The 26889-nt window shown below is 47.2% G+C and carries 25 protein-coding genes; 17 read left to right on the top strand and 8 right to left on the bottom strand.

Annotated features, from left to right (window positions below; genetic code table 11):
- Positions 1 to 241 precede the first annotated feature (241 nt).
- Complete coding sequence (locus LACPH_RS13595; RefSeq protein ID WP_274785273.1) at positions 242 to 1051, top strand: sialate O-acetylesterase; 810 nt, start codon at positions 242 to 244, stop codon at positions 1049 to 1051.
- An 82-nt stretch (positions 1052 to 1133) separates the two neighbouring features.
- Here LACPH_RS13595 and LACPH_RS13600 read toward each other — a convergent pair whose 3' ends face one another.
- Complete coding sequence (locus tag LACPH_RS13600; protein WP_274785274.1) at positions 1134 to 1580, bottom strand: ASCH domain-containing protein; 447 nt, start codon at positions 1578 to 1580, stop codon at positions 1134 to 1136.
- 181 nt (positions 1581 to 1761) lie between these two features.
- On the bottom strand, positions 1762 to 2241 hold the full coding sequence (gene rlmH / locus LACPH_RS13605) for a 23S rRNA (pseudouridine(1915)-N(3))-methyltransferase RlmH (protein WP_274785275.1): 480 nt from the start codon (positions 2239 to 2241) through the stop codon (positions 1762 to 1764).
- 147 nt (positions 2242 to 2388) lie between these two features.
- On the opposite strand from rlmH, the gene LACPH_RS13610 reads away from it, so the two are divergent.
- From LACPH_RS13610 to LACPH_RS13650, 9 genes are all read left to right on the top strand, one after another.
- Positions 2389 to 3489 (top strand): SLC13 family permease, encoded by a 1101-nt coding sequence (locus LACPH_RS13610; RefSeq protein ID WP_274785276.1) that lies wholly within the window; start codon positions 2389 to 2391, stop codon positions 3487 to 3489.
- Between the two features lie 36 nt (positions 3490 to 3525).
- Positions 3526 to 4509, top strand: a complete 984-nt coding sequence (locus tag LACPH_RS13615; protein ID WP_274785277.1) for a LacI family DNA-binding transcriptional regulator — start codon at positions 3526 to 3528, stop codon at positions 4507 to 4509.
- A gap of 277 nt (positions 4510 to 4786) precedes the next feature.
- Positions 4787 to 5548: a sugar phosphate isomerase/epimerase family protein gene (locus LACPH_RS13620; protein WP_274785278.1), complete on the top strand. Its 762-nt coding sequence runs from the start codon at positions 4787 to 4789 to the stop codon at positions 5546 to 5548.
- The gene (locus tag LACPH_RS13625) at positions 5545 to 5796 is read left to right on the top strand and encodes a hypothetical protein (protein WP_010490551.1); all 252 of its coding nucleotides are present in this window, start codon (positions 5545 to 5547) and stop codon (positions 5794 to 5796) included. The genes LACPH_RS13620 and LACPH_RS13625 overlap by 4 nt, the downstream gene beginning before the upstream one ends.
- Positions 5797 to 5809: 13 nt before the next feature.
- Entirely contained in the window at positions 5810 to 7087 is a 1278-nt protein-coding gene (locus LACPH_RS13630) for a gluconate:proton symporter (protein WP_274785279.1), read from the top strand.
- 33 nt (positions 7088 to 7120) lie between these two features.
- Complete coding sequence (locus LACPH_RS13635) at positions 7121 to 8095, top strand: sugar kinase (RefSeq protein WP_274785280.1); 975 nt, start codon at positions 7121 to 7123, stop codon at positions 8093 to 8095.
- Complete coding sequence (locus LACPH_RS13640; protein WP_274785281.1) at positions 8095 to 8721, top strand: orotidine 5'-phosphate decarboxylase / HUMPS family protein; 627 nt, start codon at positions 8095 to 8097, stop codon at positions 8719 to 8721. The genes LACPH_RS13635 and LACPH_RS13640 overlap by 1 nt, the downstream gene beginning before the upstream one ends.
- Positions 8718 to 9260, top strand: a complete 543-nt coding sequence (gene hxlB, locus LACPH_RS13645; RefSeq protein WP_274785282.1) for a 6-phospho-3-hexuloisomerase — start codon at positions 8718 to 8720, stop codon at positions 9258 to 9260. Before LACPH_RS13640 ends, hxlB begins: the two co-directional genes overlap by 4 nt.
- Positions 9261 to 9701: 441 nt before the next feature.
- Entirely contained in the window at positions 9702 to 10541 is an 840-nt protein-coding gene (locus LACPH_RS13650) for a hypothetical protein (RefSeq protein ID WP_274785283.1), read from the top strand.
- A 90-nt stretch (positions 10542 to 10631) separates the two neighbouring features.
- On the opposite strand, the gene LACPH_RS13655 is transcribed toward LACPH_RS13650, so the two are convergent.
- From LACPH_RS13655 to LACPH_RS13665, 3 genes are all read right to left on the bottom strand, one after another.
- A complete protein-coding gene (locus LACPH_RS13655) occupies positions 10632 to 10955 on the bottom strand; it encodes a helix-turn-helix domain-containing protein (RefSeq protein WP_274785284.1) in 324 nt (107 codons plus the stop codon).
- A gap of 529 nt (positions 10956 to 11484) precedes the next feature.
- A complete protein-coding gene (locus LACPH_RS13660) occupies positions 11485 to 12813 on the bottom strand; it encodes a M20 family metallopeptidase (RefSeq protein ID WP_306387067.1) in 1329 nt (442 codons plus the stop codon).
- Between the two features lie 24 nt (positions 12814 to 12837).
- Positions 12838 to 14448, bottom strand: coding sequence for a peptide ABC transporter substrate-binding protein (locus tag LACPH_RS13665; RefSeq protein ID WP_274785286.1), 1611 nt, complete (start codon positions 14446 to 14448; stop codon positions 12838 to 12840).
- 702 nt (positions 14449 to 15150) lie between these two features.
- Here LACPH_RS13665 and LACPH_RS13670 point away from each other — a divergent pair.
- The 7 genes from LACPH_RS13670 (at position 15151) to LACPH_RS13700 (ending at position 22109) form a co-directional block, all read left to right on the top strand.
- Positions 15151 to 16311 (top strand): FliK family flagellar hook-length control protein, encoded by a 1161-nt coding sequence (locus LACPH_RS13670; RefSeq protein ID WP_306387068.1) that lies wholly within the window; start codon positions 15151 to 15153, stop codon positions 16309 to 16311.
- 199 nt (positions 16312 to 16510) lie between these two features.
- Positions 16511 to 18583, top strand: coding sequence for a helix-turn-helix domain-containing protein (locus LACPH_RS13675; RefSeq protein WP_274785289.1), 2073 nt, complete (start codon positions 16511 to 16513; stop codon positions 18581 to 18583).
- 539 nt (positions 18584 to 19122) lie between these two features.
- Positions 19123 to 19545, top strand: coding sequence for a choline-binding protein (locus tag LACPH_RS13680; RefSeq protein ID WP_274785290.1), 423 nt, complete (start codon positions 19123 to 19125; stop codon positions 19543 to 19545).
- A gap of 61 nt (positions 19546 to 19606) precedes the next feature.
- Positions 19607 to 20425, top strand: a complete 819-nt coding sequence (locus tag LACPH_RS13685) for a hypothetical protein (RefSeq protein WP_274785291.1) — start codon at positions 19607 to 19609, stop codon at positions 20423 to 20425.
- 1 nt (position 20426) lies between these two features.
- On the top strand, positions 20427 to 21014 hold the full coding sequence (locus LACPH_RS13690) for a hypothetical protein (RefSeq protein ID WP_274785292.1): 588 nt from the start codon (positions 20427 to 20429) through the stop codon (positions 21012 to 21014).
- Between the two features lie 14 nt (positions 21015 to 21028).
- Positions 21029 to 21628, top strand: a complete 600-nt coding sequence (locus LACPH_RS13695; RefSeq protein WP_274785293.1) for an ATP-binding cassette domain-containing protein — start codon at positions 21029 to 21031, stop codon at positions 21626 to 21628.
- Entirely contained in the window at positions 21621 to 22109 is a 489-nt protein-coding gene (locus tag LACPH_RS13700; protein ID WP_274785294.1) for a hypothetical protein, read from the top strand. Before LACPH_RS13695 ends, LACPH_RS13700 begins: the two co-directional genes overlap by 8 nt.
- A gap of 85 nt (positions 22110 to 22194) precedes the next feature.
- On the opposite strand, the gene LACPH_RS13705 is transcribed toward LACPH_RS13700, so the two are convergent.
- The 3 genes from LACPH_RS13705 to LACPH_RS13715 all read right to left on the bottom strand — a co-directional run bounded on the left by LACPH_RS13705 (position 22195) and on the right by LACPH_RS13715 (position 26755).
- Positions 22195 to 22860, bottom strand: coding sequence for an SGNH/GDSL hydrolase family protein (locus tag LACPH_RS13705; RefSeq protein WP_306387069.1), 666 nt, complete (start codon positions 22858 to 22860; stop codon positions 22195 to 22197).
- Between the two features lie 205 nt (positions 22861 to 23065).
- Positions 23066 to 24679: an MFS transporter gene (locus tag LACPH_RS13710; RefSeq protein ID WP_274785296.1), complete on the bottom strand. Its 1614-nt coding sequence runs from the start codon at positions 24677 to 24679 to the stop codon at positions 23066 to 23068.
- A gap of 30 nt (positions 24680 to 24709) precedes the next feature.
- Entirely contained in the window at positions 24710 to 26755 is a 2046-nt protein-coding gene (locus tag LACPH_RS13715; RefSeq protein ID WP_306387070.1) for a glycosyl hydrolase 115 family protein, read from the bottom strand.
- Positions 26756 to 26889: the final 134 nt, after the last annotated feature.

Consider the following 26889-nt stretch of genomic DNA (forward strand, 5'->3'; position numbering starts at 1 on the left):
ACTTCAGCCACATCGCCTTAGTTGTGACATACCACACGCTTGTAGATGCTCAACGATTTGCCATACAGTTTCTTTTGTTGTACTTTAATCGCGGGAGTACTTTTATGGGTTTCGTTCGCTCTAAAACCGAATCCATAGAAGTGCTCTTTGTTGTCTCGGGCCAAAACAAACGCGGTGACAGTAAAAACTGCTCGAAGCAACGACTCGACCACATTCAATTTTTAGGAATGGAGCGATTATTTTGGAAAAAGATCTAGCGCCGATCACCCTTATCTCTGCCGGCCAGTCCAACATGGATGGACGGGTGCCCGTGGCGGAACTGCCTGCCGACATTCAGCTGCCGCTGGCGGATTGCCACTATTGCAGCAACGACACCCCTGATCACGATAAAGGCGTCTTTCAACCCAGTTTAAAAACCAGCGATTTATCTCAGGATCGCTGGGGCTTCGACTTGGTGACCTATCACAACATTTTGCAACGGACGCCTTATCAAGGTCTGTACGTCATCAAATGTTCCGAGGGCGGGACATCGATCGACCCAACCGGTGACGGTGATCGCCACTGGACCACGCATTTTGACGAACTCGCTTCGCCTGATGACTCCTTGCTGCTGGCCTTCACCCACCTCATCAAGCAGTGTCTTGCGGCGAGTCAGCAACACCTCGACATCAAGGCCATGCTGTGGCATCAAGGCGAAGCCGACCGCGAATCCTATTCGCAAGCCGCTGCCGATCATTACTACGACAATCTCAAGGCTGTCTTCACCTACTGCCGCCAGTTAGTCGGCAACGCTACCTTACCGATCATCTGCGGCACCGTCAGCCATCACTCCGAACAATACGACCCGCAAGTCGAAAAGAGCATGATTCAACTAGCTTCGGAAGACCCCAACATCCACATGATCGACATGCAAAACGGCACCTTACTGGACGCTTATCATTTTGATGCCAAAAGTGCCGAGTTCTTTGGTAACCAAGTCTTCAACTGCTTGATTGACCAGAAGATCATCGAGGGCAAAAAGTTAGATCTGCCCGCAGTTAAGATTTATTGACTTACGAACATTTACTTACAGAAAAAGCCTCCCATACCGGAGACTTTTTTGATGATGTCAAAAGGTTGTCGAGCGCCGATCATCAAACCGGATACACAACATGAAACGATTCGAGAACGATCCGCGCTTTCGCTGGATCAAACTGTTTACCCTCTTCCGCATACTCGGCTTTAAAAAATGCTTCGTGAACCTGTCGCCAATAGGCTAAACTGCGATCTCCCTCACCTTCACGAAACGTATGGTCGGCCGTCACCGCTAAAAATGGCTGGACTTCGACAGCATCCGTGTAAGTCACACAAACAGGTTCGTTGGATGCATTTAAAATCACATCATACGCGCCTGCTTGTGGCAATGGTTCATCGACAGCATATAGATCTCGTGCACTTGCTGTTGCCGTTTTTTTGCCAACAAGCACGAGTGCTGCCAATTTATCTGCTTCAGCGCCAAACTGATACGCGCTTTGTAACGGTGTGGATCCCGGCAAACCCAACACCTGCTTTGCTTGGGTAAAATAAGTTTCCGGTGTCATTATCTTCCTCCTTGCTTAGATGGCTCAATCGAACAAATACCTGCTGATTTTGGCCAATATATCTCGAAGATTTGAAGAAACAGCCGCTTTTAAAAATATATCTCTTAGAAATGGCCAAAATTGAGAGAAATATTTTTTGGCAAGGTAAACAGTGTGATTTTTTCACTTCCAAAGTCCACGCTCACTTATGATACGGACTACCAATATTAATCATAAAAGCGCGGTAGATCTGCTCCATCAACACCAAGCGCATCAGCTGGTGCGGCATGGTCAATTTACCGAAGCTCAAGGTGTCGTTGGCGCGCTTCATGACGGCCGGCGACAGACCAAGCGAGCCGCCGATCACAAAGGTAATATCCGAGTGGCCATATGTACCAAGATCGGCAATCTCCTTCGCAAAGACTTCGGAGGGGCGCTGCTTGCCTTCAATCGCTAGGGCAATGACCCATTCCTTGTCCTTGATTTTGGTCAAAATGCGCTTACCTTCCTTGTCCTTGACTTCCGCCATTTCGGCTTCGGACAGATTCTCCGGTGCTTTTTCATCCGCCACCTCGACAATCTTGACTTTGGCGAACTTGTCCATTCGTTTTAAGTACTCCGCAATGCCTTCGCGAAAGTACTTTTCTTTCAACTTACCGACACCAATGATTTTAATATTCACGCTATTTGCTGCCCCCGTCATCATGCTCATGCCACAATCTTGTCTTAATTCAAGTATACCAGACGTTCTGTCGGGTTTAGCTATTGTCATTGTTCGGTTTTTAGCGCAAAATGTACAGGTTGAGTTTTTTTCAAATGAGGTAAATTGATGATTGTTATTCGGCGTCTGATCAGAGATCGGGTCCTGCAGATCACCGGCTTGTTGGTCGTCATAAGCCTATTCATAGGCCGGCCTAAAATAAGCGACATAAGTTTTGCCACATTATGGTCCATTCTTGCCATGATGACGGTGATTCAAATCTTCGAACACCTACATATTCTTGATTACTGGGCATATCGGTTAACGTCCCGGGCGAACAACACGCGCCAGTTAACGTGGTGGTTTATTTTCCTTGCCATTTTTGCCAGCATGTTTCTTTCCAACGATGTCACGGTTTTAACGCTGATACCGTTATATCTGCGCGTGGCCAAGAAATATCAACTGCCGGAAATTCTCCCAGTAACCTTGATCGGAATGGCTGCCAACTTTGGTAGCGCCTTCACTCCGTTCGGTAACACCCACAATATTTTCCTGATGCATCAATTCCAGATTAATCTAAAAGAGTTTTTCAGCTGGTCAATCCCTTTGCTGGCCTGCAGTTTCTTGGTGTTGGTGTTACTAAGCCTGTTTTTGCGCAACGTCCCGGTACCCAACGTGCCCACGGAACATATTCATATTCAAATCCGGCCGACGATTTTTGCCGTCATCGTTGCGTGTGTCGTTTTTGCCGGAGTGATCGGCCTCGTACCGGCCTGGGTCGGCGCGGTATTAGCGATTCTTCTTTCAGTCGCCCTTGATCCAAAAGACATGAAAGATGTGGATTATGCGGTTGTTTTGACTTTCGCCGGTTTTTTTGTGATTGTCAGCGTGGTCGGACAGATTCCATGGGTGACCCACTTTATTGCCAGCCTTGAAAATTCAGAAGATTCGGTTTACTTAAGCGGGGTCCTGACCAGTCAGGTTATTTCCAACGTTCCATCCACCGTTCTGTTGGCCCGATTTACCGGCTATGTTGAAGCGCTGTTTTATGGTTCCAATATCGGCGGTGTGGGTACGCTGGTCGGATCGATGGCTAACTTATTGGTTTTCAAGCAGTATTTGGTTTACGGCAGTCGCCCACACGCACGCTTTTTTGTCGGGTTCACCGTGTTCAACTTAGTGGCGCTGATCATTTTGGGGTGCGCCGGTTACTGGTTAACCGTCCGCTAATCGTCGTACAATAAAAAGCAAACGGAGGTGGCGCGATTGAAACTCACCATTACAGATGTGGCGCAGAAAGCCGGCGTATCTAAAGCGACGATTTCCCGCTATTTGAATGGGCGTTTTGAACATATGTCGGACGCCACCAAGGCACACATTGCTGCGGTGATTGCGGAGCTCAACTATACCCCCAGCCGCCAAGCCAGCTCGCTGAAAACCCACCGCAGTCACTTGATCGGCGTTGTGGTTGCCGATATCTCCAACATTTATTCGACTTTATTAATCAGCGGTATCAACAAAGTCACGCAGCAGTCGATGGATCAGATCCTGATCAATGACGCGGCCAATGATCTGAAGCGCGAAGAAAAAGCGTTGAAAATGTTACTGAGTATGAATGTTGACGGGATTATCATGCAGCCGTTAAGTGCCGTGGCCCATCACTACGACCTGATTCGTGACAGTCAGACGCCTATGGTTCTGGTTGACCGCTTGACCCGCCCGCTCGCTTGGCCAACTGTCACTGCCGACGACTACCGCTCGACCACTAAACTGGCACAAGTCATCCGCAACAGTCATTACCGGGATATCCTGATCCTCATCAATCCGATCGCCCAGATTTCCACGCGCCAATCCCGTTACCAAGCCTTTTTGGACACATTTAAAAATACGACGACCACGGTGACATTATTGGAAACCGAAAGCGATAGTGTCGCACCTCTGGCCAGCTGGCTCGAAGCACATCCCCAAACACATCCACTGGTTTTTGCCGCGAACGGCCGGTTGTTAATGGCAACGCTGCGCTGGCTGCATGCAAAAGGCCTACACATCCCTCAAGATATTGCCATCAGCGGCTATGATGACTGGGATTGGGCGGAGTTGGTCACACCAGGCATCTCCGCAGTATCACAACATCCCGACGTCATCGGCACAACGGCAGCTCAATTACTGGCGCAACAAATCGCCGGCGAACCGGTTGCGGTCCAGCGCCTGGAAATTCCCGCCGATGTACGCATTCGCTCATCATTTTGATTCTGAAAATTGACACCAAAGTAAATCGCTTCTAGAGATGAATAAAATCTCTAGGAGCGATTTTTGCGTTCTTAAGCCGTGCTACCTCGGCCGCACATTTTAATCAAAACAAAACGGGCGTTTTACTTGACCGTGATTGTAAGCGCTTGTATAGTAACGATGTGCTCTTTAAGGAAACCGGTTTCCAATTTGAATCAAGTTAACTTTTTGTTCGACGTAACACGCTTCCCCTTAGCGCAGAGGGGCGGCTCGCGCTCACTTTTAGGAGGTTGTAATCATGCCAGCACCAATCGTTGCCAATCTTTTATTGTTCGCTTCTGAATGGCAGGCCGGCCAATCACAGGCTGACCTGGTGTCAGAGTTGGTCAACTTGGGCTTTTCGACCATTGAAGTCAGGCGGGAATATTTTGGCGATATTGCCCAGGAACTGCCACAAGTGGCTGAACTTGCCAAGGATCACTCGCTGACGCTTTTCTACAGTGTTCCTGACGAAATTTTCGTTGCTGAAGGCCAGGTTAATCCAAAGCTTCAAGGTTACTTGGATGAAGCAAAAGCCATGGGCGTGACCAAGATCAAGTGGAACATCGGCGCTTTTGCCGAGTTTTCCGGTGATCTGGCCAGCGCCTTGCTTTCGCTGACCCAACAAGGGATCGAAATCAATATTGAAAATGATCAAACCACTACGAGCGGTCGCTTACAGCCGGTTTTGACATTTCTTCAGGCCGTTACGGCGGCGAATATTCCGATCGGCTATGTTTACGATTTAGGTAATTGGCCGTTCGTTGGCGAAGATCCGCTGAAGGCAGCGACTGCGCTGCGTCAGTATACGCGGTACATCCACGTGAAAGACGACCTGACCGGTGGCGAAAAGCCAGTCACCGTTCCGTTAGATCAAGGCGATCTGCCGTGGCGTGATATTTTGGCAATCTTGCCAGAAACAGTACCCATCGCCTTGGAATATCCGACCGCACATCACGGCATTATCTTGGCAGGCAAAAAACTGCTGCAAGATGAGCAAGCTAGGGGGTCACGCACATGAATAACCAACGTTTGCAAATTGATCCGGAACAATTCGCCCTGAATTTTATCAAGTCTTTGAATATTCAGGTGTCACCGGAAAAAGTGGATATTGAGGCAGCCAGTAAAGAAGCTTTAGCTGCGTATTTGTCGGCATTTTATCTCGCTGAGCGGTTTAACTCGACTGAGAACAAGTTCTTTGAGGATCCTGATCAAAGCGGCATCCGTTCTAGTTACCAACGCATTTTAAGCGAGTTGAACAAGTATTAAGGGGGCGCTTCAGATGGGGAGTCTAATAACCGGTATTTTACTTGTTTTGACTTTCGTTTTATTCATTACGTTTGCGATGCGGGGTGGCAACTTGACGGTCGGGTTCTTCGTCATGGCGATTGTGTGGACCATCATCGGACTGATACCACTCAACGTCGCGATTAAAGAAATTTTCACCGATCCCGTGCTGAATTACGGCAAAACCGCTTTGTATATCATTCTCGGTTCCTGGTTTGGCCGTGTGCTGGTGGATACCGGCATTGCCGGGTCGATCAGCCGGCGCACCCAAAGCGTCGGCAGCAAGGCACCGGTGATTGCCACCATTTTAATTGCCATTATCACCGCCTTGATTTTCTCAAGTGCCTATGGCGTGGGCTCGGCGATCGCGGTCGGGGTCATTCTTTTCCCGATTATGTTTTCAATGGGTGTCCCAAAAAATATTGCCGTGTCGATTTTCACGTTGTCGATCGGCGCCGCCATGTATATTAATCCGGTTTTGTTTAACCAATTCACCGTTTTCTTCAAAGGCGTTGCCTGGGGTGATCATTATCTGCGGTTCGGCTTTGTCGCCATGGCTGTTCAGATGCTGGTTGTCATCGCCATGATCCTTTTCTATGCTCGGAAAATCAGGAACGGCAAGCCCTTCGTTGTCGAGTCAGAGACACCGGAAACAAGCGTCCCGCCTGATGTGAATCCGATCACGTATCTGCTGCCGGTGTTGCCCGTGGCCATGAGCATTTTCTTCAAGTGGGATGCGATTCCGGCATTGTTGCTGGCGACGCTCCTGGCGTTTGCGATGACCGGCAATATGAAATCTTACGTGCATTTTGTCCAGATGATGAACACGACGACCAAAACGGCCATTGGCGATATCGCTGGTTTGCTGATCATGTTGTTGGTCTTGACCATGTTTCAAAGCGCGGCAGTCCACACCATGGGCCAATTCACCGCGGTTTTCAAACACATCATCCCTGATAGCCGCTTATTGATGGTGTTCATCATGATCGTCATCGCACCACTGTCCTACTTCCGCGGCCCGTTGATGCTTTATGGAGCAGGCGCGGCAACGGCGGCAATTTTTACCGCCACCGGTTTATTCCCGCCTTACTTCTTATACGGGTTGCTCGTTGTCCCGACCATGATGGCGGTATCGGCCGACATCACCCAATCCTGGAATCTCTGGTCGGTTGAATATGCCAAGCTTGATACCAAGACGTTTCTGCTAACCGGACTGCCTTGGGCTTGGATTGCCACCATTTTGAATTTATTGGCGGCTTATGTGTTGTTGTAATATCTGCGTTCATTTAAAGAGGGGGAACATACCATGTCAGAATTTCTTACCATCGGAGAACCAATTGCGCTTTTTGCTTCACAGGATACAGATCAATCACTCAAGGATGCCTTGAACTTCCGTAAGTATCTGGCCGGAGCCGAGGTTAATGTGGCTGTCGGGGTTTCGCGTTTAGGTCACTCGGCGCAATATATCACGCGGCTAGGCGAAGATCCGTTTGGCGATTTCATCAAGGACCAGTTGCGTGAAAATCATATCCAAACCGATTATATTGATAGTACGCCTGATTATTGGACCGCGTTCCAGCTTAAAAATAAGGTTTCAACCGGCGATCCGGATATTTTCTATTTCCGGCGGGGTTCTGCGGCCGCCCACTTCGATGCCAAAACGCTCGACCGCATTGATTTTTCGGAGGTGAAATTCGCCCATCTTTCCGGTATTTTCCCAGCAATTTCGGAACAGGCACTGGCTGCTTTTCGCCACTTGATTGACCTGCTGCATGAGCACAACATCCGGACCACCTTCGACCCGAACTTGCGCCCGCAGTTGTGGTCCAGTCCGCAAAAAATGGCCGCGACACTCAACGAGCTGGCAAAAGAAGCCGAGATTATTTTGCCCGGCGACAACGAAGGGGAACTTTTGGTAGGCTCGCGTGATCCGGAAACGATTGCCGATTTTTACCTCAATCAAAGCGACCGCACGCAAACGGTGGTCGTCAAAGTCGGTCCTAAAGGCGCGTATGTTAAGAATAAGGGTGAAGCCGGTTATTGGGTGAAAGGCTTTAAGGTGGCGCAGGTCGTTGATACGGTTGGTGCCGGTGACGGTTTTGCCTTGGGGCTGATTACCGCCTTGATGGAAGGCAAGTCCCAACGTGATGCAGTCGTCCGCGCAAACGCAATTGGCGCTTTTGCAGTTCAGGCGCCTGGCGATAATGATGGTTATCCGACGCCTGAGCAACTGCAAGCATTTTTGGACAAAAATCTGGCTGTGATGGGAGACGATTTTTAATGAAATTACAGGTGGCCATTGATCGGGTACCATTAGCCGATGCGGTTGCATTAGCGCAACAATTAGATGGCAAAGTAGCGATTATCGAAATGGGCACTAGCTTAGTGAAGGACGAGGGGCTCGCCGGTTTTCGCGCAATGCGGGCGGCGATTCGTTCATCACAGTTGCTCATTGATCTAAAAACGATTGACGAGGGTGGCTACGAATTCAAACAAGGGTTTGCAGCTGGTGCCGACATTTTAACCGTGATGGGTGCGGCGTCACTGGCAACTCTGAAAACAACGGCAGCGGCGACGGATGCGGCGAAGAAAGAAATGATGATCGACTTGATGGAGGTTAATGCGACCAAACAGCAAGCCATCAGTATTTTCCCAAATGCGATTTATGCGTTGCACCACAGCACTGACCGTCAAGATCACCTTGATCCAACCGCAACGGTGGCCGATTTTCACGCCGCCTTTCCGCAACTCAAGCGACTGGCGATTGCCGGCGGGATTGATTTAGCAGGGGCGACGGCGCTGGCCGCACAAGGATTAACCGAAATCGCGATTGTCGGCAGCGCCATCACCAAGGCAGCCGATCCAGTCGCAACGGCACAACAATTTATGGAGGCAATCAACGCATGAAAGTCATTCCGGATATTATGACAGAAATCAACCAAGTCATGGCACTCGTCGATGAAGATCAATTAGACGCGGCCATGCCATACTTGACCAAGGACAAACGCATCTTCGTCATCGGCGCTGGTCGCAGCGGTTTTCAGGCAAAAGGCTTCGCCATGCGCCTCATGCACATTGGCTATACCGACTATGTGATGGGCGAAACCATTACGCCGTCCATTCAAAAAGGCGATACCTGGGTCGCAGTTTCCGGCTCGGGCACCACAAAAAGCATCGTTGCCGATACTGAAGCAGCCAAGAAACTTGGCCTCAACATTGTGGCCTTTACCAGTGCCGTTGACTCGCCGCTGGCCAAACTCGCTGATGCGGTCGTGATTGTTCCTGGCGCAACCAAAACCGGTGCCGGCGTTAAATCAATCCAGCTGCTCTCGACTTTGTTCGACCAAACCGTCCACATCACCTTGGATGCCCTCACGCTAAAGTTAGCTAAACGTGATGACACCAGTAATGCCGACGCCTTGCACGAACACGTTAATGTTGAATAAATCATGATTGTTATAGATTTCAAGCTTTGTTTTTCCTAGCTTTCTAAAAAGTGCCCTTAAATTGCGCGGTTTACATGGCAATTTAAGGGCCTTTTTGAGCTTGTGAGCCCTGCTATGGCAGTTTTGTATCCGTTTTCATTGCTTTTCTTCTGGAACGTGCTAGAATTAAGCTTTGCTAGAGAGATTACGTATTTTTAAAAAAACTTTTGTAACTGGACAGCTGTTGTTCGATGATACTTGGGTTTCATGATCATGTGTCTAGAACGCAGCGGCTTTCAGTTGAACTTTTTTTATTATCTCGCACATTAAGGCGTTCGCAGTCGTAGAAATCTCCGTGTAAGGACCTTGGTCGCAATGGCCTAAGTCCGGGCCCACGCCCAAGGCCACTTACAATTCGATTTCTAAGCGCTCCTGCTCACGCTCATCAGGAGGAAATCGTTTATGAAGCGCAGGACGTTGTTTTCGATCATCGTCGTCACGCTAGTCGCAGGTTGTTTCACGCTTTTTTATGGCGTGCACAGCACCTGGACCGACACCCAATCAGCACACGCCGTTCAAGCGGCTACCAATCAAGTCGATACTTTATTCAAAGACTCATCGCATCAACTGCCTGCCGCGCAACTTAGTCAGGAAAAAATTGACGCTGCGGAAGCTAGTTTACAAGCAGCACGCCGCAAACTCACGGAACCGGAGCAGGCTAACCAGCTCGCCAGCGCCCAGGCGGACGTCGACGCCGCCAAGCAAATGTTAACTGTCAAAAACGCAGTGGCGCAAAAGCCAACCAAATTGACTGAGTTGAAGACATTGACAAGCGAATCGCAGCAAGCGCTAGCCAAACTGGCCAAACAAAAGCCAACATTCGTTCAGACTTATCAAAAACAGGTTGCCCAGCTGTCCAATCAAGAAGCGGCCGTGGCTAAAGTAGCCAGCTTGTTTACTGACGCCGATTTTAAAGAACCCAAGTCCGGCTTAAGTACCAGCGAGATTCAGGCTGCCTTGGCAGCACTCAAACATATTGACAACCAGCAACTGACCGACCAAATGCTGCCGGCGATCGCCACTGCCCAACAAGCAGCTTCGGATGATACTTCCAGCGCTGAAGCAAGTGTATCGTCCTCGACGGTGCCAAGTTCCTCAGCAAGCGGCTCCGAGTCATCTGCCACAAACAGTCAGTCGACATCTTCTGCTTCAAGTACCGGCAATGAGTCTAACCAAAGCCAGCAAGAATCCAGCAGTTCATCATCAGCAAGTTCTGCTAGTTCTTCGAGTTCGCAAGGTTAATCTGCCCAAAAAGAAAGAGGCTACGCGTAAAATAGCGTGCGGCCTCTTTGTTTTTGCTTTGCGTTTGGAATTGCTGAATCTCTTAAACTATTAAGCATAATGAAAAATAAGAAGAATACCCACAACAAACAAAACGATTTCGAGAATTATGGAAAACCTAACAATCATATCAGCATCATGATTGTTTTTGTCTATCATAATCTTCTTTTGAAAGGATGGATCTCCTTTTATCAATTCATCTAAGGTTAGTCCCAATTCATCACTAATCATGATGAGCTGTTTTATGTTGGGATATTTGCGGCCAGATTCCCAGATTGCAACTTGAGTCACCGTCGTATGAACTGATTTCGCTAACTGATATCTGCTTAAGGCCATTGCTTCACGCTTTTGTTTAATTGAGTTCCCAAAAGACATATCATTTCCACCTCTTTTGCCGAGATTATTTTACATTGTCTTCGTCATACGGTGTTAAGAGCTTATCGTAAGGTAAGAAGCCTGGAATGATGGAATTTTTGTCGAAAAAAAAGCGATTAATCCCAGGTAGATAACTTTGGCCATCATGTCTCTCCTTCATCTAAAGAACATATTCTTCTTGTGATATTGTATGTATACCAGATGTGGTAACAGTGTACAGGACCAAAAGTTTTCCAGTCAACCCTTTTTCGAAACGTTCGTTATAGAATAACAGTGACCATCAAAAAAATCTTTTCCAACATTTGGAAAAGATTTTAAGCGTTTGTGTTCAGGTGTACATGCTGTATTGCCGTTACAAACTAATATATCAGAGTTTTGAGCTTTAATATTTCATAATCGCTCTAGGTATCCAGCTATGTTTTTCACTTTAGAGTAAGACTTTTTATAACTTCTATTTTTTAAGCAAGATTGTCCCGGAGCTTGAGCCGCCTTTTTAGGCCAAGTAGGGGGACTCGTTAGTTTCTCTGCTTTATACCGCCAACTTACCCACCAGTTGCGTCAAATAATCGATAAACCGCAAATAATCCGCAATCGCCACATTTTCATTGGGCCCGTGCGCTGCCGAGTTGGCATTGCCGATGCCGCAGGAAATAATCGGGGCGTGATTGATGTCGTAAAAATACTTCATCGGGCCGCTGCCTGGTGAATTTAATTCGATTTGAACCTCGTCATCCCCATAAGTCGTCTTGGCCAGCGCCACTGCTTCTTGCACACGCGGGTCGTCCGGATCGGTTCGGAAAGGCGGTTCGCCGAGAAAGTCAGACACAATGACGTCATCATAACCGCCGGCTGTCAGTGCCGCTTTGATTAAGCGCACGGTCTCGGCTGACGTTTGGTCTGGAACCAGTCGTAAAACGATTTTGGCCAGCGCCGTATGCGGCAAAATCGTTTTACCGATTCCCGGGCCTTCATACCCGCTCGAAAAACCGTTGATCGTCATGCTCGGCCGATTATACAACGCTTCTTTAATATCATCAGCCGGCACGGTCGCCGGACGCGTGATGCCATAGTTCTTAGCAAAAGCCGCATAATCAAAGACCGCACTGTCGATGAGTTGCTTTTGGGTGGTGGTCAAGGGCTTCACGGCATCGAGAAAATGCGGAATCGTGATCTCGTCTTTGGCATTCTTCAAGGTCGCCAGTGCCTGCACCAAGCGCCATGCCGGATTCTCGGTGATCGCGCCTAAGCTGGAATGAAGATCAAAATCAGCCGTCTTGACGCTGAGCTGAAACGCCACGCCACCTTTGACGCCGAGCGAAATCTGAAACTTGCCTTGCTCATTGCGGCCGCCGGATTCCCACAAGCAAAAGTCCGCCGCCAGCAAATCAGCATATTGCTTCAACAAGTCTTCCAAGTGCGGACTGCCTTGTTCTTCCCCACCTTCAACAAGAAACTTAATCGTACAAGGCAAGCCACCTTGCGCTTGTAACCGTTGGATGGCAGCCAACCGCGCGGCTAATTCGCCTTTGTCGTCATTAATCCCGCGAGCATACAGGTGGGTGTCCGTCATTTTTAATTGGAATGGATCACTTTTCCATAAATCTAAGGGTTCCGCCGGTTGGACATCATAGTGATTATAGAAAAGTAATGTCGGCGCATCCGCGGATTGACCCGGGAAAACCGCGTAAACTGCTGGATTCGCCGCTTCGGTGGTTAAAATCCGGCTAGTGGTCGCGCCAAATTCGGTAAATTGTTCCCTTAAAAAGGCAGCTGTTTCATCAATCTCATTGTCGGTCGCTAACGAAACCGAACGTAACTGCAAATACTGAGTTAAAAATGCTTGCATCGGAAGAGTCATTTTCAAGCCTGCTTTCTTATAACCTTATTTGAAATACGCATAGCGATATTCGGCCGGTTGCAACATGCTGTAGTGCAGGCCGCCGACTTTGGTGTTGATCAGGCGACTATTGGCACTTTGAAAGACCGGAATGTAGCCAGCCACATCAATTACGCGAGCATTAGCGGCAAGTTCTTGCTGATAGCGGGCGGTGGCGCTTTGACCGGTGGTGGTGTTGACTTTTTTCATCAACGCGGTGAACTGCTCATCGCTAAACTTCGAAAAGTTCGAAATGTTATCCGCCGTTGCCGTGTTTAGATAATCTGACGGATCCTGAATCGTTGAGTTCCAACTCATCAAGACCGCGTCAAACTTGCCGTCAAGCGATCGCTGAATGCGCGTCATTTTTGGCAGGCTGCTGACTGTGACTTTCAGCTGTGGCAATACCTTAGTTAGCTGACTCTGAATGTATTCACCGACTTGTTTGTCAGTATCGACATCAGACGTGAGAATCGAGAAACTGATGCTATCGGTGTTGAGCTCTTTCAATGCCGCCTTGAGATACGCTTTGGCTTTGGTTGGCGAATATGTCAGGGGCGTTTTGGCATCTTCAGTAAAGTCTTTTCCGGTCGTCGGATTGGTTTTAAGGCCCTTAGGTACAAATGATTTGGCCGGTTGAGAGCCATCCTGTAGAACTTTGCTTGTGAGCGACTGCCGATCAAGTGCGGCTGAAATGGCACGGCGCAAGTTGACGTTATTAAGCTGCGGATTCTTGGTATTGAGTTGCAGATAGTTCATATTGGCGGCCGGTGTCTTCGTCAAGGCCGGGTTTTGCGCTTCTTTTTGAATCAAGTTCCCAGATAGCGGCGCATCGTCTAACTTGCCAGTCGCAAAAAGGTTATCGACTGTGCTGGAATCTTTCAAAACGTTGACGTGAACGTGATTGATCTTGACGGTTTTAGCCGCATAGAAGTTCGGATCTTTCACATAGTCCCAACTATCACTAGTGGTGCTGAAATTTTTAATTTTATACGCGCCGTTCGTCACAATCTTGTCGGCGCTTGAACCAAATTTCTTACCATAACGTTTCACCGCCGCTTCATTGGTCGGATAATAACCGGTCATCTGACTGGAAAAATAGGGTGTCGGCTGACTGAGTTGGATTTTGAGCACATATTTGCTTGGAGCGGAAACACCAAGGGTATCGGGTGACTTTTTGCCGTCGACGATATCCTGATAATTGGCAATGGCATCATATTGGTACGCGAATTCGGTTTTGGTTTTCGGATCCACAATCCGCTTGAGTGAATAGACAAAATCCTTGGCCGTCACCGGAGTGCCGTCGCTCCATTTGACATCTTTGCGTAACGTGAGGGTGTAGGTTTTGCCATTGTCGGTTGGTTTCACGACCTTGGTGGCCATGGCCGGAATGATTTTGCCGGATTTGTCGTGGTCATACAACGGCGTCATGATTTGCTGCAGAATGGCGCCGCTGGTTGCATCAACTGCGTGGGCTGGATCAAGGGATCTGGCTTCGGTGCTGACGGCAACGTTTAGAGTACGTTGGTTGGTTGCTGCTTTGGTTGATTGGCCGCATGCGGCTAGAAGTAGGGTTAGGGTGATGCAGGTTAGTCCCAGGGAGTTATACTTTTTCATTTTGTGCCACCTCGTGGAAGTATTTTTGGTCGGCGTGCTTGGCGTTGGAGGGGGAGTTCTCCGATGCTGTTGCGCGCCATAACGCGTTCACTGGCGCAGGAGCCAGTTCACACTCAACAAAAAAAGAAACCGTCCATAACAAACTCACTTGTTAAGGACGGTTTCCCGCGGTGCCACCTTAGTTTGATCATGAGACTGCGCCTAGGGTTTTTGCCCTTGGCAGTTAATGATCACGCTTAGCCCGGGGCCAACACCCCGGCGACAACTGACGTATGCCAACACGTTTCCCCGTACTCGATGATCTTTCGGGGGAACCCTCAGTGGTCCATTTACTGACTTGCGTTCGGCCGGACTCTCAGCAACGCCGGCTCTCTGTGCGTGCACCATCAGCTTGATCTCCACTTCAAAGGTTTGCATGAACGGTTTATTTGATTGACACCAACGTTAACCGACTGCCTGGTTAATTGTCAAGCATCTTGCCATTAAATAACCAAACAGCCCAAAAATATTCTTAATAAGCGCTCATTCTTGCCGTTATAGTCACCACGGCTCCTTTTCAATTTGGCAGGGGTTGCATTCATTTAGTAAACCCCTTATATTACGAATATATTAATGTGTAACAAAAAAGATTCAATTCGTGACCTGTTTGCAATGGTCCTGTTAAGTCCAGCCCGTACCATTAGGTTATTGGAGGTGGCATCAATGAAACAGAAACATATTTTCCAAATCCTGGTCGGCACCTTGATCGCTGGGTACCTGACCGTTTTCTACGGGATGCGGAGCACGATCGATACCTCATTTGCGCAACACGCGGTTCAAGCGGCAACGCAACAAACCAATCAACTATACACATCCGCAAAGCGAACTTTCCCAGCTAAACATTTGTCTAGAGCCTCGGTAACTTCAACTCAGGAAAAGTTGAAGCAACTGGCCAACAATGTTGATGATCGCAAGCAAAAGAAAACGATTCTGAAAGATAAACAAGACGCTGATGCAGCCAGTTACATGTTAACGATTGAAGAAACCACGAAGGCTCAGAGCAGCAATCTGGCTCAACTTGCCGAAGATGGTTCACAGGCCAATAAGGCTTACAAGGCCATTGCGTCGACTAAGCCTGAATTTGCCGCTGATTACCAACAATCAGTCAGTCAGCTTTACAGAAAATCGCTGGCAATTTCCCAGATTCAGAAACTCTATAAAGATCAAAACCTGCAGCACCCCAAGTCCGATCTCAGCAGCAGCAGTGTCGACTTAGCCGTTAACGCTGTTGAAAATGTCGAGAACCAGGACTTTGCTAAAAATGTTTTGCCATTGGTCCAAGTTGCCCGTAAGTCACAGGAAAGCAGCGACTCAAACGTTGCGCTGGGTAACACGACATCAAGCGGTCAAAGCACGCAAAAGCAAGACGCGACTGCCAACAGTTCAGAACCGGCTAGTGGCGTTGGCAAAAAGGATAACTCATCTAGTCAGGCACCGACCAGCAACGCCAGTCAGTCAGACCAGACTGACCAGTCCTCATCTGCTGCGACAAGTAGTAGTTCCTCAAGCAAGTCAGATAATCAGACGCAACCCTCCTCATCCGACCCGACTGCTTCAAGTAGTTTAGAGCCGATGACGACGGTTCTCAGCGGCGGCCTGTACAAGACTTATGATGACGCTGTCGCAGCCATCAAAGTTCAAGGCAAGTCTGTTGATGATATGACCGTGAAATCCGTGACGATGAGTGATGGTTCTTATCAGTGGACATGGGGCCCAACTGGTGACAGCGGCAGCAGCAGCAAAACGAGCGCTTCCTCAAGCACCAGCAGCTCTGCACCGACCACAAGTTCTGATAATGCCCAATCATCTAGCCAAGACAATTAACCTTAATATCTTTTTGAGCGAACTGGAGTCCAAAAACGCGGACTTCAGTTTTTTTGTGCGCATCATCCACTGCCAACATCTTGGCTGACAAACCGTCATGTTCTTCCGCGAGTTTTCCCACAAGCGACGTAGCATATCATTCATGACGTCTGTTATGATTGGTGCAGTAGGGATTCGTCAAGACAAGGAGGTTGCGTCCATGCCAGCCATTTTCAATGGGGTTCCCTGGTACGATCAACACCAGCAAGTCGTTAATGCTGTTGGCGGTTGCTTGATCCAGGAAAGTGGCAAGTTTTATTTATTCGGTGAATATCGGCAAGCAGAATCGACGGAATTCGCCGGATTCTCGCGCTATGTATCAACCGATTTAGAAAACTGGACCTTCGCGGGACTTGCTTTACCGGTTCAGCCGTCTGGTCTATTAGGGCCGCATCGAGTCGGCGATCGGGTCAAGGTTCTCCGCGCCCAAACCGGCCAGTATATCATGCTTATGCACACCGACGATGAACGCACTTTTGATCCGGTTGTCGCTTACGCCACGGCTGATCAGCTAACCGACACATTCACTTTTAAGGGCCCACTGCTTTTCAACAACCAATCCATTCGTATGTGGCATATTGGCAGTTTCACCGACGATGATGGTACGAGTTATTTGCTAACACATGAAGGCGATATCTATCGGTTATCGGCTGACGGTACAACCGCTGAGGCCAAAATCATCAGCAACATCGCACCCGGTACCGAAGCACCGGCGATGTTTCGCTTTCATGATCATTATTTCTTGCTGGCATCCCAAAAGACCAGCTGGGGGCACAACGATAACGTTTATTTTTCCGCTGACCGATTGACTGGTCCATGGACACCGCATGGCCCATTTTGTCCACCGGGAATGCTGACATATAATTCTCAAACCGCCGATGTCGCGCTGGTTTCCACGGCCAAAGGTATCGTTCCTTTATACTTAGGCGATCGGCACACTTACCCACATCTAGAAAATAGTACTCACGTCTGGCTGCCTTTAAACGTTCATGAAACCACCTTGACTATTCCTCATTATTGGCCGAAGTGGGACTGGTACCAACAGCGCGAGCAGCCCATGACGTTTACCCCTTTGGCTTGGACCGGACAGACCACTGATGCCCGGCTGACGCTCAAGTTTCATGGCACGGGTATTACGATAACCGGACAATCCGGCACACATGGCGGTTTTGCCAAAATGACGCTGCGTGATGAAGCCGGTCACATTAAATCCCAGGTGTACACGGACTTTTACAGTCTTCTGCACGAGGACGCGCCGTGCTATCGTTCACCGACTGAACCGCTTGGCCATTATGAATTAACGATCGAAGCGCTCGGTATGCACGGTGATTGGTATGATAAATCGCGCCGCCGTTATGGTAGCAATGGTAATCGTGTGACGATCACCGGCTATCATATTGATCATCCCACAAACAAGCACCCAAAAGCCGTCATTACATATCATGCTAGCAAGCAACCATTTACGCTTAATAAAATCGGATTTAACTGGGCTCAGTCAGCGATAGCCCGACCTGAAGGCAGCGGCGATTATCAATGGTTACAGAGTGATATTGGTGAAGGCGAACTGACTATCGGCGATCAACAAATTAATTTACGCCCGGGGCAGGGTATTTTGATTAACCTGAATACAAGTTACGCTTATCATCCAGTAACATCGCTTTGGCAGACGAGCTATCTCAGTTTCAATGGTACGATTCTCGATGATCTCATCCCTGGACTGAAAACCGCAAGCTCGCTTTTCTTTCCAGTGCTGGGAACAGAAGTACTAGGCTTCATTCATGAACATACACGTTATCAACAGGCGCATCGCTATGAAGACGATCAGGATGCGGCGATTGTCCAAGACTTTTTAACCAAATTAAAACCTTACACCGCGCGCTTAGAAGCAGATGCGAACAAGCAAGCGCTGGCTGAACAAACGCTGAACCTGTTGCAGCAACATTTTCAAGAAGATCTGACAAACGAGCATCTAGCCGAAATGACCAACTACAGTGTGCAATACATGCTGCAAACGTTTCATGATTTATACCAAACCACGCCCCGCCGGCTTTTGACGATCTATCGGGTCATTCAGGCAAAACAGCTACTCATTGAACAGCCTGATCTACCGCTTTCCCAAATTGCCCGCCAATCAGGGTTTCATTCCGAAACCTACATGATTCGGGCGTTTAAACGGCAGGAACATTTGACGCCGGGTGAGTTTCGGACGATTGCGCATCAGTTGCGGTCTTAATTCAACGTTAGATATTTATCGAAAGTCCTGAAGTGTGTCAGGGCTTTTTTCGTTGAGATAATGCAAGAGGAAAGACAGCTGCAGTACCGAATAATCGAGCTGGAAAATACGTACTATTGATTGCTTATGCGGGTCTTCAGATTGAGTTTCAGTAACCTTCAAGCTCGATTATGGCACTACACGTCAAATTGGTCTATATTAATTGTGACAAGTTTAAGCAGATGGCCTTTATAAATTCAGTTATTTTTAATAACTGAATTAATTTTGCATTCCAAAATTGAAGAATTGATTTGCGTAATAATTTGCTTGTTTACAAATCCTAATACATCACCTACAAGCCAATCTCACTCGGTGGAGGTCTTATATCTAAATACCGCGACTCACTTGATAGTTAAAAAACGGATGTGTCGTTGATTCGAAACTTTTATTTGTTGTTTTTAATCTTTTTGTTTATTTTCTCTTGACGATACAATCGCTTTCCAGTATTCTTTGGCCATGCTGATATATCACTTTTGCCACTTTTAAAGGAGGATTTCCACATGAAGAAGTATCTTTTTAAAAGCGTCTGGACAAAAGCATTCGTAACTGGTCTGGCTTTATTTGCTTTGACAGGCGCGACCACGGTTTCTGCTGCTGGGGGGTATTGGACAATATCCCAAGAACGTGTGTCTGCGTATGGCGACTGGAGCGAGTTTGGGTCGGCTAATGTTAAACAGACCAATTCGAATGTTGCCTCATTTAATGGAGATGCACTGCCTAATAGTCTTGGCTATAATGTGCGTCTTATTAATAATGCTGGTGAGTTCCGATCAGACCAGGTGGGGCTGTATGTCAATTCAACCTCGCATGCTGATAATAACAGTGGACTAGCTGGTTACAGTTACTATGCTGATGTTCGTTCCAGTCTATTAGAACCAAATCAATCAACTGTAAAATTACATTTTAGTGCCGATAATTTATAAACCAAGTATACAGTTTAGGGGGCAGACTATCTCTGCCCTTTTTTCATAGAGAGGTGAGGACATGCATTTGACCAATGGCAAGAAAATAACGACCTTTATATTGATCTTCTACTTCACAATCATATCCTGGATCACGGTACAGGTCGTTGACCGTAATTGGAGTGTAGGCATTCATGGCGAAACTCCGCTTACTGATTTTTGGTATATCCAGCTTGGTGGCGCCGAAGACTCCATTATTATTGATAGTTTGATGATGACATTGTTGACAATCCTTGGCGCTTTTTTATTTATTTATATTAAAAACAATCGCTCATTTTATATGGTTCAGCAACGTATTGGTTATACTGTTTTTCTTAAACGCGCTATGATTGCATCTTTTTTAGGTGCCTTTGGACTTTCGATCATAACCAAACTATATGAACTAATTATCATCATTCTCACAACAAAAAAATTACCTTCAAACATCATCCTGCCAAAAAATATACGATTCGGCAATGGTCCATTCTACGATAACACCCTTTTGAGCTTCGCCATCTTTGTACTTCTTTCCAGTATTGGTTGGGGTGTCTACGCAATCTTCATATTTGCAGTTGGATTATTCGTTCGTAAAAATAGCATCTTTATAGTCCTTGGCGTTGTATTCGGCCTTAGTCTCATCACTGGAATCGCACTAGGCGCTAATTTCAGCCTTTTTACAGCGCATATTCTCTATGTGATCTTACTAACCACTTTAATTTCTCCAGGGCAACTGAGAATGGGTATTTTTCAACTCCACCAACCAAATGTTTACATTAGCTTCTTTTGGGCAGCTTTAGCGTATGCCGGCATGAGTTGGCTAATCATGAAGCTATGGCTTAAAAGAAGGAAGGTTGCTGATTAATATGCAGGATACCGACAAACAAGTAAGGCTTATTCCGAGATGGCATATTTTGGTCGTGACTATATTGGCCTTGATTAGTGGTGTTGCTTGCTTATTAAGCAATTATTCACACAAAGACATGATCGGCACCTTAATTCGATTCAATTTTCCAGTTTTAATTTCACAATCGTTATTACTGATCTTCTTTATGTGGCAAATTTTGCGTTGTCGCCCGATTGCACCGCTTGTCGGCATCAGGCAACAATCTGAAAGAATTCAACAGTACCTGATCCTTATCATTGTATCCGAGTCACTCCTGTATTTTGTGATTTATGATGCCAGCTTTATGTTCAGTGGCATTAAACCCTTTATTAACGGGTCGCCCTTGATTGGCAGCTTGCTTTTGCTGCTACGCTTCATGCTCATTGCCATCCTCGCCATTGTGATCACCGCCGCCTATCAACATCGGCATGCTGGCATTATTTTGACCCTCGCGTTATTGGGAAACTTTGGCTACCACTACTTGCTTGAAATGAAGATCCTTTTGATCATGTACAGTCCGATTTACGATCCGGTTTATCGCGCTATTCACCATCTTTACGAAGGTTAAGGAGGAATCGCCACATGTTGAAAATCAACCATCTTGCCAAAGCGTTTAAGCACACCCCCGTTTTGACCGATGTTTCGCTTCAGGCTGAGCCTGGCGAACTCATTCATATTGCCGGTGAGAACGGTTCGGGAAAGTCAACTTTATTTAAAATTATTACTGGTCTTTTAACGGCAGATCACGGTACCGTTAAGCATGCGCCAGATGACGTTATCGGTGCCTTAATTGAAAACCCAGGATTTTTGGAATTCGAAAATGTGATGACAAATTTGCGCTTCCTAGCCGAATTGAATCATCGCTTTGACGCCGATCGTATTAAGGCATTATTAACCCAGTTCCACTTAGATCCTGCCAGCCGCCAGCCAGTCAGCAAATATTCAGTCGGTATGCGCCAAAAGGTCGGGATCATTCAAGCGATCATGGAAAATCAGACGGTCATCTTGCTTGATGAACCCACTCGCGGCCTTGATCCAGACAGTATTCACCAGTTCATCAATTTGATGACAACCCTAAAGCAAGAGCAAAAAACCGTGATCGTGGCAAGTCATGACCACATTGACGGTCTCGATTATGATCAATCCTTAGTTCTAAAAAACGGACAGCTTGCCAATGCGTAAGGGCTTAATTTTCACCGCTTACTTCCTGGTCATTTTACTCGTTTTCATGGCTGTGCCTGCTTCATTTCCGCAGCTTTCACCACAACAACTGGCTAGTTTGCTGGTAGCTTATCATCAAAAGCCACTGCTACTGATGTTTGTCAGCGCAGGAAGTTTCTTTTTTGACTATCTATCCTGGGTCATGCCGCAAACCGAATACCGGGAAATTCAAACTTTAGTCCACATACGCACACCGCGGTTTAAACCAATTGTCGCGGGTTACTGGCGGTTGGCCTGGCGCTATTTTTTGCCTTTCCTCGCGCTCAAAGGCTATGTCCTTATCTTATATGCCAATCGCGTCGTTTGGATCAGCGTCGTGGTCTGGATAGTAGAATGGCTTGCATGGTCGGTTGTCAGTTTAACGCGACGTCAGGCCATCCCCAGCGCAGTTATCTTCATGAGTTTTTTACTGACACGCTTTCTTCTTCACGGTTTGTTTTAAAATCAATCTATAGTAAAGACGCCTTTTAAATGCTGGCCGGCATTTAAAAGGCGTCTCTGTGTTTCAATCGTTTTTAACCGCTGACTTAACACATCGCTGCAAGCGCCGCAGTAATCCGCGGCTCGTAAAACAATCGATACCCGTCCGCATTAGGATGCGTTCCCGTTCCACCGACGGCATTGAGGTTATGCCCGTCAGCATCAAGCTTGTCATAGGAGTAATCATGTTGATAAGCAGGGATGAAGGCGTTAAACCCGCTTTGTGTGTAGAGGTCCACCACAGGGATGCTCCATTTGCGACAAATCGCAAGCGAAACGTCATGCAGCTTTTCTTGGGTCGCTAAAGTACGCGCTGGCGTTTTGTGGGTGGTGATGTAAAGCGGATGAGCACCTTGGTATTTGGTTAATAACGTACGACAGACTGTCTCGAACGCGCCGCAATAAGTAGCCGTGTCCAGTTCATCGGCAAATCCCGTACTGATACTGCCAAGAATTTTCGGATCATCAGTCACACTGGCATAGGCGTCATTGGCGATACCGTCAAACACGATCAAGTCCGGTACTATTTTGGGTGCCTGCGTGACTTGATGAACGATGTTGATGACTGGATCTTCATTGGGCACCACGCGCATCGTAGCACCATTAATGGCGTACTTGTGATAGATCATGTGGTGAGCTCTGGCGATGTCGTCGACAAAACTTTCATGGGCAGCATGGCCTTCAACGATACTGGTTCCGAAAGCGTATAACATTTTTTTGTTGAGGGGATCTTGCATGTTGGGTTTCCTTTCTGTTTGGTTGTTGTACCCGTAATATTAGTGTTAATAAAAAATGCCTAACAACTCTGGGAGTAGAAGTTGTTAGGCATCTATAACGATCTAAGCGAATTCAGTGAGCTTGAAAAATGGCTTCTGCTAGACAACATCACCCCCTTAAAGGATGTAACTTCAGAACTTATTAAGCTTTATTGGACGGATCGTTAGATGGTACTGGCTGTTGATCGTTGCGACGCCAGAATTCAATTGAATCATATGGCACACCGGTCAACTGTTCGCAAACCCGTTTGGTATCTGGCTTAACGTCTTTCATGCTGCCGCCTTTTTGCAGACGGGTTAATTCAGCAGCCAACACATTAAATGTCTTCTTACTAAGGTGGAACCGGCTGGCAAAGAACATCGCGATTAAGATCATGATGCCGACACCGCCAGAAACGATGAACAAAATCATATTTGTTGCACTTGCAGGTTGTGAAACCGCACCGCTTGTTGACTGGCGGAACCCTGCGACATCAAGCAGATAGCCGGCTACGACTGAGGCTAAGCCTTGGCTGATTTGGTTAATGAAGACCATGACCGAAGCGAATAATCCGGCACGATTTTTACCAGTGACCAAGGTATCCACATCAGGAATGAATGGGAAGACATTCCACGGCACAAAGTAGAGAATGTACAAGCCAATTTCATAGAGCAGGGTACCGACAATCAACCAAATCATGATCCCTGCTGGTTTGGTTAAGCCAACGAACGCCCAGTCCACAGCACTGATTAAAATCAGCGAATAACCAAATAGATACAGCGATCGCGGTGAAATTTTCGTGACGATATAACCGGCTAAAATTGTGACCGGAACCGAGACGATACTCAATGATTGCAGCATCCCGGAAACACTCGTGGTTTTCCCAACCACAAAGACAATGTAGTAAACAAACGTTGTGGACCACAGAATGGAGGCAAAGTAAGAACTCAGGTAAATGCCCATGTGTGTCCGGAAACTCTTAATTCTAAACGTGGAGAAGTAGTTACGGATTTCAGACTTAAATGAACTCTTCTTACCACCGTTATCTTCAAGCGCCTGAGCCTGTAATTTTTTGGCTTCGTTTTTAGTAACGAAGTGTTCCCAAGTGGTCTTATAAGTGATCAGGATCAGGAAGAAAGTAACAACTGAGAACATGATCTGCATAATCAGATATGGCATCGGTGATGTTTTTGGATAGAACCGGAACAACTGGGCAGGAACGAATTGTGCTAACATGTTGCCCAAACCGGCAATGACCATCCGGGTGGTTGACATCGTTGTCCGCTCGTTATAATCCTTGGTCATTTCGTTTGGCAGTGTTTCCCAAGGAATCTGGAGCACTGACATCAAAATCGTAGTGATCACATAAGTAATCAGATAGTACCAGTAACTCATTCCAGCAACCCAGAGCGTAATCGCGAATAATACGGATGGCGCTGCGGCTAGAATAAAGATATGACGCCGACCAAACCGGCGGCCAATCTTGTACTTGTAAATGTTATCGGAAATATTACCCATAACCAGCGAGGCAATCGCATCAGCGACACGACCAATTAGGAAAATGGTCGCACCTTGACCTGCTGACAAACCGCAAAACGTGGTATAGAAGAACAGTAGCCATGCACCAACTAACCCCTGCATGGAAATACTGAACATCGAAAAAACACCGAATCCTAGTGACCGGCCAATCCCGATCTTTTTGCCACGCGAATGGTAAATTTTCTTCGAGGCGAATTCGTCCCAACCATCGTGGACAACGGCTTTTTTATTTTCCATTGTTTTTTCCTCTTTCACACTTTCAATTTATTATTTTTCATCAATCAATTGTTCGCGTAATTTCTTAGCAATTTGATCATCCGAAAGCGCCAGATGGGTATTTGACAACAGCATAACCCGTGCATCTGCTGGTTCCATCAAGTACTCGCGTTCCCATTGATCTTCATCCGGACCGTCACCCAAAACCCGTAGATACGAGCGCAGGCGCCGTAACTTAATCGCATTCAGCTCAATGTTTGAGTATGCATCGTTGTGGAAGAAATCAACCCACTTAGGGGACGGATTGTCGCGCCGCAACCGCATGATCGCATCGTTGGCTCGAACCGCTTCATCGGCACCCAGAAAAGCATGCACGATCTCGGCATTTTGGTAGTGGCGATAAGCTTCAATGCTGGCACGCAAAGCATGTAACGAGCAGGCGTGAACAGCAATGCCCATCAACATATCGTTGTAGAAAAGCCGTTGTGGTTGCTGGCCCATGATATCGGCGTAAACTTGGGAAGCACGTCGATACAAATGATCCCATGCGGCGTATTTGGTATCAATTAATTGCGTGATTTTGGTAAGTTGCTCATCAAGTGACACATCGCCGGTTAACCAGTTCATCTGCTCAAGCTGCGGATAATGACCCATCCATGCTTTAACGACTTTCCGAATGAGATACGGGGCAAATTCATCGCCGGCTTTTTGATCATCATGCGGACCATATTGGATAGGCGACTTGAAATAATCTTCATAAATGTCAGTAATCTTTTTTTGCGCCTCAGAATAATAATGGTTGACATAGTCTTTGATAATCTCGTCTTCGCTGCGAACCTGGAAATCGCGGCGCCACGAGCGGGCAACTTCGCGAATGAATAAAATGTGCGGCTTGACATTGCCGACGTTGATTAATTCCAAAGTGTCCATGTCGGCTTTCCTGACTTTTTCAAGCTCTGCCGCGACAAAATGTGGGCTATTCGGCAATAATGTCAAAAAGCTGGATGCCTGCAAATCATGGAACGTCACATGATAATAAATGCCGCGGGCACGATGCGCCTTGTTAGGAATCGTCAGAACCGGTGACCGCGGATCATCATCCCATTGCCGGCGTGATACCATCTTGCCATAGCCGTTGTCGGCCCAAATCTCAATGACATCTTGCGGCAGTTTCAGCAAACCTTGATTGAACAAACCGGTTAATTCGCCGTAGATGCTGACAGAACACTGCGCACCTGGATCAAGTTCCTGCACCATGTCGTATTGAAGCTTGATGGTGTCATTAATGACCTTAGCCTTTTCCTCATCCGTCCACTTGTGCGTCGTATCGTCTGCCCAGAATGGCCGGTCGCCTTGGCCGCGGAACCCTAAGCCGTAAACGACTTCATGGCCGCGTTGTTCCAAAATACTGTCGTGCCAGAGCTTCTTAAAGAGTTCCGGATACTTAAGATACGAAGCTTCAAGATTCGGATAAACCCGGGCAAACATCTCCGCGCCAAGTGGTTCAGCATGATGATGCGCAATAATCAAGCCCATATCCCGCGCGCCGGCACGATGGAACCGACTCTCTTTGTCGGTACCGGGTACGATCAGGTTGCCGCCAATCCGCAGCAACGTTTCGTAAATCCGATCCCACACATACTCTTTTGAATCATGATCCTGCCAGTCTGCGATCAGGAGTTCATCATTAACAAACCAGCCGCGGTATTTAGTCTGAAAATCAGGTAACTGCTGACTGAAATCAGACCAGATGACACTTGCCTGTTTCTTAATCGGCGTATCCATGAAATACCAGAAATCATCAATGCCTAGAACTTCACGGGAAACTGCCAGCGCGCCATACATCAACCCGCGAGTAGTAGCCGCGGTAATTTCAACTTTCTGTGGATCAACATAATGCATTGCAAATGCATCAGGTACTTTCTGATCGGCCTTTGGTTGCAACACCAAGTCAATCTGATTGGTATCGGCTTGTGAAGTCGTTACCTTTTGAATATCCCGCTGTAAAATATTGACGGCATTCTTCAAAACCGGATCCGCCATATTGTCAGTCGAGACACTTGTATTTCTGGAAATTACAAATGTTTGATTTGCCATACACAACTCCTTCTCTCGATGAAACCAGCTAAAAAACTTAACACTGCAAGCACCCGTTGTCATAAGGTACTCGCCAACTTCTGTGATCTGATATATTAGAACCTTAATTACAAGATGATTGTAGCGCTTGCAGT

The organism is Lacticaseibacillus parahuelsenbergensis, assembly GCF_030770265.1.
GTDB lineage: Bacteria > Bacillota > Bacilli > Lactobacillales > Lactobacillaceae > Lacticaseibacillus > Lacticaseibacillus casei.